This is a genomic window from Streptomyces sp. NPDC002690 (genome assembly GCF_053592415.1).
This window is the reverse complement of sequence record NZ_JBSFVR010000251.1, coordinates 1-11,059: the sequence shown is the minus strand read 5'-3', so window position 1 is coordinate 11,059 and position 11,059 is coordinate 1. Positions and strand designations below refer to the sequence as shown.

Below are 11,059 nucleotides of genomic sequence, written 5' to 3'. Positions count from 1 at the left end.
GGTCCCTCCCCTCGGGAGGGACCGGGCTCTCGCGCGGCGGGCGACGGGATGCGGTCAGTCGATGCCGGGCAGGATGTGCGGCTCGGCGAGGTCGTCCTCGTATCCGGCCAGCCGGATCGGAGCCGACCTGGCCCAGACCTCGATGTTCAGCAGCTTCTCGGGCCTCCGGGCCCGTTCACCGGTTCGCTCGGCCGGTCGCTTCTCGTCGGTCGTCAGTTCAGGTGTCACCGCGCACTCCTTAGCGTCGCGTAACCCCCGGCAGCCGGGGTACCGCGGCTTTCCACCGTGGACCGCCGCAGGCAGGGGCAAGGGCATGGACATACGGTCGCGGTGGCGCCGGTACGGGGCGGGACGACGGTCTGGTTGCAAACCTGTCCCAGGACGATCGAGGAAGCTTCGTCGGATTCCTCGGTGCCGTCCGTTCGCCCCAGCGTAACCAAATGAGCGGCATCCCGCTCGACAGAACGTGTGCCTTGGGTCACTTTCGGCCAGAAGGAGCCGCTCAACGGGGGTGCGGTGGGGCTCCGGGGACGGCTGGGACGACGGCAGGACGGCCGCACCCCGGGTCGGAGTGCGGCCGTCCTGTGGCCCCGCGTGGGCGCCCGTGTCTTCACGGGCGCCCGGTGTTCACCAGCCCGCGGGCGCGTAGTCCTTCAGGAAGCAGCCGTAGAGCTCCTCGCCCGCTTCGCCGCGCACGATCGGGTCGTAGACACGGGCGGCGCCGTCCACGAGGTCGAGGGGGGCGTGGAAGCCCTCCTCGGCGAGGCGCATCTTGTCCGGGTGCGGGCGCTCGTCGGTGATCCAGCCGGTGTCGACGGCCGTCATCAGGATGCGGTCCTTCTCGAACATCTCCTGGGCGCTGGTGCGCGTCAGCATGTTCAGCGCGGCCTTGGCCATGTTGGTGTGCGGGTGGCCCGCGCCCTTGTAGCCACGGCTGAAGACGCCCTCCATGGCGGAGACGTTCACGACGTACGCCCGGCCCGCGGCGGCGGCCATCGCCGGACGCAGCCGGCTGATCAGGATGAACGGCGCGGTGGAGTTGCAGAGCTGCACCTCCAGGAGTTCGATCGGCTCGACCTCCTCCACCGTCTGGATCCAGCTGTTGGTGTGGTGCAGGTCGGGTACGAGCCCGCCCGCGTCGATGGCCGTACCGGCCGCGATGCGCGCCGGTGAGGCGGAGCCGGTGACCAGCGCCAGACCGGTGACGTCGTCGGCGGTCAGCCCTTCCCTGCGGGCCGCGGGCAGCGCGGCCACCCGGTCGACACTGCCGCTGCCGAAGGTTCCGATGACCTCGGCCGGGGGCAGCGCCCCCGCGGGCAGCGGCGCCGACTCGGCGGCGACCAGCTCGCTGTAAGCCTCCGGGGAACGGCGTACCGTCTGGGCCGCGTTGTTGATCAGGATGTCCAGCGGGCCCTCGGCGGCGACGGAGTCGGCCAGCGCGACGACCTGGGCGGGGTCGCGGAGGTCGATGCCGACGATCTTCAGGCGGTGGATCCACTCGTCGCTGTCCGGCATCGCCTTGAAGCGGCGGATCGCGTCGTTCGGGAAGCGGGTCGTGATCGTGGTGTGCGCACCGTCGCGCAGCAGCCGCAGCGCGATGTACATGCCGATCTTCGCCCGGCCGCCGGTGAGCAGCGCGCGGCGGCCCGTGAGGTCGGTGCGCGCGTCGCGCCGGGCCCGGTTCTCACGGGCGCAGTCCTGGCAGAGCTGGTGGTAGAACGCGTCCACCTCGGTGTAGCGGGTCTTGCAGATGTAGCAGGACCGAGGTCGCTGGAGGATGCCGGCGATCTCGGCGGTCGCCGAGGAGGAGGGCAGTACTCCCTGGGTCTCGTCGTCGATCCGCTCGGCGGAGCCGGTGGCGGTCGCCTCGGTGACCGACTTGTCGTGGGCCGTTTTGGCGGCGCGGCGCTCCTGGCGGCGGCGCTGCTTCACGGTCCGGTAGATCCCGGCGGTGGCGCGTCGCACCCTGATGGCGTCCGGGTGGTCGACGTCGATGGTGTCGAGCTCGTCCAGCACGCTCAGGCAGACGGCCAGCCGATCCGGAGCGATACCGGGACCGAAGTCCTCGATCTCGGGGATCTCGGGCGCGAGTCCCTGGCTTTCCTCTGTCACCGTCATGCTGCTTCCTCTGTCGTCCTGGACCCGCGGGCCACTGGTCGTCGCGGGCCCAAACACCCGGTCAAGTCTGCCATGCGCGCGAGCCTCCCCCGTCCGGGTGCAAAGGGCTCCGTACCTGCCGGGGGCGAGGGACGGCCGGGGGCCGTGACGCGGCCCACCCGCCGGCCCGCCCACCGTGCCGACGGGATCTCCGCGAAACTTTCTGAAATCGGCAGGCATGAGTCGCCGATCCCCGGGCAGACGCCGGACCGACAGCTACGGCAACAGGGAGGGCGACACCATGACGGCGATGTCACTGCGGACCACCGGGACCGGCGCCGCGACGGCGGCGTGGCACGACCGGGCGGGAACGCGGGCACCTGCCGGTGTCGGTACGGGGGCCGACCAGGACGAACTGCCCTGGATCGAGGACGCCGGGAAGGTGGCCCCGCAGGATGCGCGGGCTTTGTCGAAGATCTTCTTCGACCGCCTCCAGACCATGGAGGAGGGCACCCGCGAGCACCAGTACGCGCGCAACACCCTCATCGAGATGAATCTCTCACTGGTGCGGTTCGCCGCCTCACGGTTCCGCAACCGGGGCGGGGACGACACCGAGGACATCATCCAGGTGGGCACGATCGGTCTGATCAAGGCGATCGACCGGTTCGACCTCTCGCGCGAGGTGGAGTTCGCCACGTTCGCGGTGCCGTACATCGTGGGCGAGATCAAGCGGTTCTTCCGCGACACCACCTGGTCCGTGCACGTGCCGCGCCGGCTCCAGGAGCTGCGCGTGGAACTGGCCAAGGCCAAGGAGCAGCTCTCCTCGCAGCTGGACCGTGACCCCACGGTGAAGGAGCTGTCGGCCCACCTCGACCTCTCCGAGGAGGAGATCATCGAGGGTCTCGTCGCCGCCAACGGCTACTCGGCCGGTTCGCTCGACACCCCGTCCTCCGAGAGCGACGACGGCCAGGACCAGCGTGCCTACGCCGAGATGCTGGGCGAGCGCGACCCCGCCATGGAGACCGTCGAGAACCTGCACACCCTTGCGCCGCTGCTGGAGCAGCTCGACGACCGCGAGCGCCGCATCGTGCAGATGCGGTTCGGGCAGGAGATGACCCAGGCGCAGATCGGTGCCGAGCTGGGCGTCTCGCAGATGCACGTGTCGCGGCTGCTGAGCCGGATCGTGGCGCGGCTGCGGGCCGGGATGTCCGTCGAGGCATAACCGGGAAACGGGCGCCGGACGGGTTCCGGCGGACCTTCCCGTGACCCACGTCCGGCGCTCCGGCACCGGGCGTGGGTCATTTATGCTTCCAGGCACGGCGCGGGGCGACCCGCGCCTTCCTTACGAGGGGGTGGAGTGTGACCGAGCTGCCCACGAGGGGTGGACCGGTCCGTCAGGCGGGACCCGCCGCGGTTCCCGCTCAGCAGACGACGGCCGTCGCGGCGCCGGACGGCTCCGTATGGGGCATGGACGCGGTGATCCTTCTGGTGGAGGACGATGCCGGGGACGCCCTCCTGGTCGAGGAGATGCTCTCCGACAGCGACCTGGACCCCGCGCTCACCTGGTGCAAGACGCTGGCGGAGGCACGACAGTTCCTGCGGACCTGCCGCACCCCCGTCTGTGTGTTGCTGGACCTGCACCTTCCCGACGTGCACGGGCTCGACGCCGTGACTCAGATCGTGGAGGCGTCCAGGGACGCGGCCATCGTGGTGCTGACCGGGCTGACCGAGGCCGGCACCGGCCTCTCGGCCGTGGCCAACGGCGCCCAGGACTATCTGGCCAAGGGCCGTCTCGACCCGGAGACTCTGGGTCGTGCGATCCGCTACGCCCTTCAGCGCAAGCAGGTGGAGCGGGCCTCGGCGGCGTTGCGGGCCAACCAGCAGATGGCCCAGGAGAACGCCCGCCTGGAGCGGGGGCTGCTGCCCGTGCCGCTGTTGCGGGACGACCGCTTCGAGGCGGTGGCCCGTTACGAGCCGGGACGGGTCCACGCGCTGCTGAGCGGTGACTTCTACGACGTGGTGCAGACCGCGGACGGCACGGTGCACGCGGTCATAGGCGACGTGTCGGGCCACGGCGCCGCCGAGGCCGCGCTCGGGGTGTGTCTGCGGGTGGCCTGGCGTACGGCGGTGCTCTGCGGCACCAGCCCCCTCGACCAGACCAGTCTTCTGGAAGAGATCCTGGTGGCGGAGCGTTCCGACCCGCACCTCTTCGCGACGGTCACCACGCTCACCTTCCCGCCGGACGGGAAGAGCGTGGGCATCGTGCGGGCCGGTCACCCGGGGCTGCTGCTGCGCGAGGGCAACGCGGTCTCCTGGGTGGAGCCCGAGACCGGTATGGCGCTCGGGCTGCTGCCGGGTGCCCGGCACTGGTCGGAGAGCGAACTGGCGCTGGGCCCGGACAGCAGTCTGGTGCTCTTCACCGACGGTCTCTTCGAGGGGCGTACGGGCCCCGACAGCCGCCTCGGCGAGGAGGGGCTCCTCGCGATGGCGCAGGGCTGTTCGTCGCTGGCGGCCCTGCCGTTCATCGACGCCCTAGTGGCGGGGGCCAGCGCCGGGGCGGCGCCCTACGGCGGGCTCGCCGACGACGTGGCCGTACTGCATTTGAGCTGGGGAAAGGTGGGAAACGATGGCTGACTCCACGAGGAAGCCCACACGCGCTGGAGGCGCCTCACGGCTGTCCGTGCAGAGCTGGGTCCACCTCATCCTGGGCGGCTTCGTCGTCGTCGTGGTCACGTGCCTGGTGATCGGCGCGGTGGTCCTCAACGAGATGTCCGCGCGGACGACGGAGCTGGTCGACCGGGTCCAGCCGGCGCGCTCCGCCTCCTTCCAGCTCCAGAACGCGCTGCTCAACCAGGAGACCGGTGTCCGGGGCTTCGTGCTCACCGGCGACGACTCGTTCCTGGAGCCGTACAAACAGGGTCAGCGCGACGAGAAGGAGCGGCTGGCCCGGGTGCGGGAGCTGGTCGGATCCGAGCAGCCGTACGCCGGTGACCTGGACCGGATCGCGTCGGCGGCCGAGAAGTGGCGCACCTCGCAGGCCGAGCCGCTGATCGGAGCGGTGCGGGCCAGCGGTCCCACCGGTGAGGCGTCGGCCCCGCTGCTCCAGAGCAAGACGGAGTTCGACGCGCTGCGCGGTCTCTACGGGATTCAGCAGGATCACCTGGACCAGGCCCGCGACCACGCCCGCGAGCGGCTCGACGGCGCCCGCTCGACCCGCGACCGGGTGCTCTTCGCGCTGATCGCCGGCTTCCTCGCCTCCGTCATCGCGCTGAGCCTGCTCTTCCACCGGGTGGTCGGCAGGCCGCTGAACCGGCTGCGGGCCGCCTCGGACGAGGTCAGGTCGGGGGCGTACGAGGGGAAGATCGACGTACCCGGCCCCTCGGACGTGCGCTCGGTGGCCACGGCCGTCGAGTCCATGCGGGTCCGGCTGGTGGACGAGCTCGCGGAGTCCCAGAGCCGGGAGACCCTGCTCGCCGAGCAGACGGAGGAGCTGCGGCGCTCCAACGCGGAGCTGGAGCAGTTCGCCTACGTGGCCTCGCACGACCTCCAGGAGCCGCTGCGCAAGGTGGCGTCGTTCTGCCAGCTGCTGGAGAAGCGTTACGGCAACGACTTGGACGCGCGCGGCAAGCAGTACATCGACTTCGCGGTGGACGGCGCCAAGCGGATGCAGGTGCTCATCAACGACCTGCTCACCTTCTCGCGGGTGGGCCGGGTGCACGAGAGCTGGCAGCCGGTGGACATGGAGCGCGGGCTCGACCGCGCGCTCGCCAATCTGACGCTGGCGATCGAGGACGCGGACGCGGAGATCGTCCGGAAGGAAGAGCTGCCCGAGATCCTCGGCGACTCCACGACGCTGGCGATGGTGTGGCAGAACCTGATCGGCAACGCGGTGAAGTTCCGCCGCGAGGACGTACGGTGCCGGATCACGGTGGGGTGCGTCCGTGAGGACGAGCTGTGGCATTTCACGGTGGCGGACAACGGCATCGGCATCGCGCCGGAGTTCGCGGACAAGGTGTTCATCATCTTCCAGCGGCTGCACGCCAGGGACGCTTACGACGGCACCGGCATCGGGCTTTCGCTCTGCCGCAAGATCATCGAGTTCCACGGGGGCCGGATCTGGCTGGACCCGGAGCCGGGTGAGGGTACGCTGATCCACTTCACCCTGCCCGTCAGTCCTGATGCCCCCACGCACACCACGGCGGAGCTTCTCGCTCCCGCCCTGCTCGCCGCCCCGTCGGGAGATGCCACGTGACCAGTTCCGTACAGCCGATCGAGGTTCTCCTGGTGGAGGACGACCCCGGCGACGAGCTCATGACGCGCGAGGCGTTCGAGGACAACAAGATCCGCAACACCCTGCACGTGGTGCGCGACGGGCAGGAGGCGCTGGACTTCCTCTACCGGCGCGGCCCGCACGCCGGGGCTCCGCGGCCGGACCTGATCCTGCTGGACCTGAATCTGCCGAAGTACGACGGCCGTCAGGTGCTGGAGCAGATCAAGAGCGACGCGGAGCTGGCCACCATCCCGGTGGTGGTGCTGACGACGTCCTCCGCCGAGGAGGACATCCTGCGCAGTTACAAACTGCACGCCAACGCCTACGTCACCAAGCCGGTCGACCTGGACCAGTTCATCGCGGCGGTCCGGCAGATCGACGAGTTCTTCGTGACGGTGGTACGGCTTCCGGGGCGTACGTGAGCCCGGGAGAGGATTTCCGGAAATCACCAGGAGTGGGATGCCCCGCCCCGGGTAGACGGCTCCCGTGACAACGACTCTCACCTCCCTCGCCGGGCCCTGGCTGGAGCACATGAACGAACAGGCCGCTTCGCTGCCGGACGTACCCGGACCGGGCATCCCCTGTACCGACGTACTGCTCACGGCGGAGGTTTTCGACGGTGAGCCCGGGTGCATCGCCCAGGCGCGCGCCCTGGCCGACCGGTTCCTCAACCGGCTCGCGGCCGAGTGGTTCGCCCCGCTCGGGACCCATACCCGCAGCGATCTGATGCTGACGGTCAGCGAGCTGGTCACCAACGCGGACCGCTACAGCCACGGCCCGTACCTCCTGGAGCTGGAGGGCACCGCCGAGCGCGTGAGCGTCACGGTCTACGACAGCAGCACCGCGCTGCCGGTGCTGTACTCCCCCGACCCCTCGCGGCTCGGCGGGCACGGCATGGAGATCGTGGTGGCGCTCTGCGACCGGGTGACGGCGGAAGCCGTTCCGGTGGGCAAGCGCATCCGGGCCGAGTTCCGGCTCGGCTCCTGAACCTCGGCCACCGAAGGCCTCGGCTCCTGGACCGGCGGGCTCGGCCCGGACGCGCCGGGCCGCTCCTCAGCGCACCGGCTGGCCCTTGCCCAGGGCGATGACACCGTTGCCGGAGACCGTGTAGAACTCCCGGTCCCGCTCCTGGTTGACGCCGATCGCCGCTCCGGGGGGCACGTCGACGTTCTTGTCGAGGATCGCTCCCCGCACGATGGCCCCGCGCCCCACCCGCACGTTGTCGTGCAGCACCGACCCCTGGACGACGGCCCCCTCGGCGACGACGACGCCGGGCGAGAGTACCGACCGGGCGACCTGGCCTCGGATCACGCAGCCGGGGCTGATGACCGACTCGCTCGCGATCCCGCCGGCCACGATCCGCGCGGGCGGCAGCGGACCGGCGTGGGTGTAGATGGGCCAGCGGCGGTTGTCGAGGCTGAAGGCCGGTCTGTCGGAGAGCAGGTCCATGTGGGCGTCGTAGTAGGCGTCGAGCGTGCCCACGTCGCGCCAGTAGCCGTGTTGCACGGACGTCTCGCCGGGCACGTGGTTCTCGTCGAAGTCGTAGACCTGGGCCTGTCCGCGCGCGGTGAGCATCGGCAGGATCGAGCCACCCATGTCGTGGACCGAGTGCGGGTCTTCGGCGTCCCGGTGCAACGCGTCCACCAGGACCTTCGTACTGAAGAGGTAGTTGCCCATGGAGGCGAAGACCCGGTCGGGGTCGCCGGGCAGGCCGGGCGGGTCGGTGGGCTTCTCCAGGAACCTCTCGACCTGGGTGCCGTCGCTGCCCGGAGTGATGATCCCGAACGCGGACGCCTCCGCGCGCGGCACCTTGATCCCGGCGACGGTGACACCCGCCCCGTTGTCGATGTGCTGGGCCAGCATCTGGCGCGGGTCCATGCGGTAGACGTGGTCGGCACCGAACACGGCCACGTAGTCCGGCTGTTCGTCGTGGACCAGGTTCAGCGACTGGAGGATGGCGTCCGCGCTGCCCAAGTACCAGCGCGGGCCCAGCCGTTGCTGTGCGGGCACCGGGGTGACGTAGTTGCCCAGCAGACTGGACATCCGCCAGGTCGTGGAGATGTGCCGGTCCAGCGAGTGCGACTTGTACTGGGTCAGTACGCAGATGCGCAGCACGTCCGCGTTGACCAGACTGGACAACACGAAGTCCACCAGCCGGTACGTGCCGCCGAACGTCACCGCCGGTTTGGCCCGGTCGGTGGTGAGCGGCATCAGCCGCTTGCCCTCCCCTCCCGCGAGTACGATTCCGAGCACCGAAGGTCCACCGCGCATCGCCGCCCCTTTGTCCGGTCACACCTGTCCGGTCAGGTCCGTCCGGTCACGCCCGCCCGGTCATGTCTGTCCGGTCACGCCTGCCCGGTCGCTTCCGCCGGTGGTCACGTCACTTGTTCGTCGCGCTGATCTCCCGGTACAGCTCCGCCGTGCGGCCGGCCACCCGGTCCCACCCGAACTCCTCGACGGCGCGCAGCCGTCCGGCCGCACCCATCCTCCGGGCCGCGGCCCGGTCGCCGACGACCGTGTTCAGTGCTTCGGCGAGCCGGAGTTCGAAGAGGTCCGGCGCCTTCTCGTCGTAGGGGACGAGTACCCCCGTACGCCCGTCTTCCACCACCTCGGGGATGCCGCCGACGGCGGAGGCGACCACGGGGGTGCCGCACGCCATCGCCTCCAGGTTGACGATGCCGAGCGGCTCGTACACCGATGGGCAGACGAACACCGACGCGTGGGTGAGGAGTTGGACGATGTCGGGCCGGTCGAGCATCTGTGGGATCCAGTGGACGCCCTTGCGCCCGGCGTTCAGTTCCTCGTACGCGAGACGGAACTCCTCCGCGAGCTCGGGGGTGTCGGCGGCTCCGGCGCACAGCACCAGCTGGGTGCCCGGCTCCAGCAGACGCGCCGCGCGCAGCAGGTGGGGGACGCCCTTCTGGCGGGTGATGCGCCCGACGAACAGGACGTACGGCCGGTCCGGGTCGATGCCGAGGCGGTGCAGGACGTCCGTGCCGGGGTCGGGGGCGTAGAGACGGGTGTCGATGCCGTTGTGGACGACCCGCACCCGGTCCGCGTCGAGCTCCGGGTAGCAGGCGAGGATGTCGGCGCGCATGCCGTGCGACACCGCGACGACCGCGTCGGCGGAGGCGAGGGCGGTGCGCTCGGCCCAGCCGGAGAGGGCGTACCCGCCGCCGAGCTGCTCGGCCTTCCAGGGGCGCAGCGGTTCCAGCGAGTGGCAGGTGACCACGTGCGGGACGCCGTGCTGGAGCTTGGCGAGGTGGCCGGCGAGGTTGGTGTACCAGGTGTGCGAGTGGACCAGGTCGCGGTCGCCGAGCGCGGCGGCCATCGACAGGTCCACCGAGAACGCGCGCAACGCGTCGTTGGCGTCGTCCCCGAGCGCCGGGCGGTGCCAGTGCACACCGTCCTCCCGGCCGTCGGGCTCGCCCCAGGCGTGCACGGCGAGATCGACCAGTGGCCGTAGTTCGCGCGCCAGGAACTCGACATGAACGCCGGCGCCACCGTACACGCCGGGGGGATACTCGCGGGTGAGCAGTCCGACCCTCATGCCTTGATGGTCACTCACGCGGCGCGTACGCGAAAGACCCCGTCACGTGTCAGTGGAGCCGTCGTCACCTTGCGGGTACACCGGGTAGCGGTGCGGATCTCCTCCGGCGGCCCCGGGGAAGGAGGGCTACCGTCGAAGGAAGGACGTCGCACACCTGCCCGTACTGCGGAGGCAGTACGCCGGATCGCCCTCTCTGGGACGACGACTCGGCGGCTTGTGGAGGACATCGTGGTCACATGAGTTCCCTCGTGCTTTCGGTGTTGCTGTCCCTGGTCTCCGCGGTCGCCTACGCGGCCGGGGCGATCGTGCAGGAGCGGGTGGCCTCCGGCGGCGACGGGCGCTCGTACGCACCGCTGCGCAACGGCGCTTGGTGGGCGGCCGTGGGGCTCAACGGCACGGGGGCGCTGCTGCACGTGGTGGCGCTGGCCTACGGCCCGCTCAGTCTCGTGCAGCCGCTCGGGGCGCTCACGATCGTCTTCGCGCTGCCGATGGCGGCGCTGTTCGTCGGACGGGCGGCGGGGCGCACCGCGTGGCGCGGGGCCGTCATGGCGGCGGTGGGACTCGCCGGTCTGCTGGCGCTCACCGGGAGCTCCGAGTCGCACGCGCTGGGTGGCGCCGACCAACTGCTGCTGGCGACCGCGACCTTCGGGGCGGTCGCGGCGCTCTTCCTGGCGGGTCAGGGGCTGGGGCGGGTGTCGGACGCCGCCGGACAGGCGGGACTCGCGACCCACGCCCCGGGTGCGCAGCGCCCGATGATGCGCAGCGTGGTGCTGGCGACCGGTGCGGGGGTGGCGTTCGGGATGGCCTCGGTCTTCACGAAGACGGTCGCGGTGGAGTGGACGTCGGGCGCGCTCGGGGAGGGGCTGCCGTCGCTGGTGGTGATCGCGGTGTTCGCCGCCGCGGGGCTGCTGCTGTCCCAGGCGGCGTACCGGGGTGCGGGGCTGACCGCGCCGCTGGCCACGGTGACGGTGGTGAACCCGGTGGTGGCCGCGGTGGTCGGGCTCACGCTGTTCGGGGAGCACTTCCGCTTCGGGCTGGTGGGCACCCTGCTGGCGCTGGCGAGCGGTGTGCTCGCGGCGGCCGGGCTGGTGCTGCTGACGACGCAGCGGCTGGCCGCGGAGCGGCAGGAGGAACCGCCCTCC

The 11,059-nt window shown here is 70.9% G+C and carries 10 protein-coding genes; 6 read left to right on the top strand and 4 right to left on the bottom strand.

The annotated features are described in order from the left end of the window. Positions 1 to 54 precede the first annotated feature (54 nt). Together ACWD3D_RS25875 and ACWD3D_RS25870 are read right to left on the bottom strand one after the other, a co-directional pair. Complete coding sequence (locus tag ACWD3D_RS25875; protein WP_451463185.1) at positions 55 to 228, bottom strand: hypothetical protein; 174 nt, start codon at positions 226 to 228, stop codon at positions 55 to 57. 399 nt (positions 229 to 627) lie between these two features. Further along, positions 628 to 2,118: an SDR family NAD(P)-dependent oxidoreductase gene (locus tag ACWD3D_RS25870; RefSeq protein ID WP_451463184.1), complete on the bottom strand. Its 1,491-nt coding sequence runs from the start codon at positions 2,116 to 2,118 to the stop codon at positions 628 to 630. A 280-nt stretch (positions 2,119 to 2,398) separates the two neighbouring features. On the opposite strand from ACWD3D_RS25870, the gene ACWD3D_RS25865 reads away from it, so the two are divergent. The 5 genes from ACWD3D_RS25865 (at position 2,399) to ACWD3D_RS25845 (ending at position 7,354) form a co-directional block, all read left to right on the top strand. Further along, positions 2,399 to 3,319 carry an RNA polymerase sigma factor SigF gene (locus tag ACWD3D_RS25865; RefSeq protein ID WP_451463187.1) on the top strand — a complete coding sequence of 307 codons (921 nt, stop codon included), beginning with the start codon at positions 2,399 to 2,401 and terminating at the stop codon, positions 3,317 to 3,319. A gap of 137 nt (positions 3,320 to 3,456) precedes the next feature. Beyond that, complete coding sequence (locus tag ACWD3D_RS25860; RefSeq protein ID WP_451463183.1) at positions 3,457 to 4,731, top strand: PP2C family protein-serine/threonine phosphatase; 1,275 nt, start codon at positions 3,457 to 3,459, stop codon at positions 4,729 to 4,731. Further along, a complete protein-coding gene (locus tag ACWD3D_RS25855) occupies positions 4,724 to 6,349 on the top strand; it encodes a sensor histidine kinase (RefSeq protein WP_451463182.1) in 1,626 nt (541 codons plus the stop codon). Before ACWD3D_RS25860 ends, ACWD3D_RS25855 begins: the two co-directional genes overlap by 8 nt. After that, entirely contained in the window at positions 6,346 to 6,789 is a 444-nt protein-coding gene (locus ACWD3D_RS25850) for a response regulator (RefSeq protein ID WP_387366552.1), read from the top strand. The genes ACWD3D_RS25855 and ACWD3D_RS25850 overlap by 4 nt, the downstream gene beginning before the upstream one ends. A gap of 109 nt (positions 6,790 to 6,898) precedes the next feature. Beyond that, positions 6,899 to 7,354 (top strand): ATP-binding protein, encoded by a 456-nt coding sequence (locus ACWD3D_RS25845; protein WP_451463186.1) that lies wholly within the window; start codon positions 6,899 to 6,901, stop codon positions 7,352 to 7,354. 66 nt (positions 7,355 to 7,420) lie between these two features. On the opposite strand, the gene glgC is transcribed toward ACWD3D_RS25845, so the two are convergent. Together glgC and glgA are read right to left on the bottom strand one after the other, a co-directional pair. Beyond that, positions 7,421 to 8,638, bottom strand: a complete 1,218-nt coding sequence (gene glgC, locus ACWD3D_RS25840; protein WP_451463181.1) for a glucose-1-phosphate adenylyltransferase — start codon at positions 8,636 to 8,638, stop codon at positions 7,421 to 7,423. A gap of 109 nt (positions 8,639 to 8,747) precedes the next feature. After that, positions 8,748 to 9,917: a glycogen synthase gene (gene glgA, locus ACWD3D_RS25835; RefSeq protein WP_451463180.1), complete on the bottom strand. Its 1,170-nt coding sequence runs from the start codon at positions 9,915 to 9,917 to the stop codon at positions 8,748 to 8,750. A 236-nt stretch (positions 9,918 to 10,153) separates the two neighbouring features. Between glgA and ACWD3D_RS25830 the strand changes: the two genes are divergently transcribed. Beyond that, on the top strand, positions 10,154 to 11,059 hold a 906-nt coding region (locus ACWD3D_RS25830), incomplete at its 3' end, for a DMT family transporter (protein WP_451463179.1).

Bases quoted from the DNA above. Each gene is read 5' to 3' on its own strand.
- ACWD3D_RS25870 (WP_451463184.1), bottom strand. From the start codon at position 2,118: ATGACGGTGACAGAGGAAAGCCAGGGACTCGCGCCCGAGATCCCCGAG.
- ACWD3D_RS25865 (WP_451463187.1), top strand. From the start codon at position 2,399: ATGACGGCGATGTCACTGCGGACCACCGGGACCGGCGCCGCGACGGCG.
- ACWD3D_RS25855 (WP_451463182.1), top strand. From the start codon at position 4,724: ATGGCTGACTCCACGAGGAAGCCCACACGCGCTGGAGGCGCCTCACGG.
- ACWD3D_RS25845 (WP_451463186.1), top strand. From the start codon at position 6,899: ATGAACGAACAGGCCGCTTCGCTGCCGGACGTACCCGGACCGGGCATC.
- glgC (WP_451463181.1), bottom strand. From the start codon at position 8,638: ATGCGCGGTGGACCTTCGGTGCTCGGAATCGTACTCGCGGGAGGGGAG.
- glgA (WP_451463180.1), bottom strand. From the start codon at position 9,917: ATGAGGGTCGGACTGCTCACCCGCGAGTATCCCCCCGGCGTGTACGGT.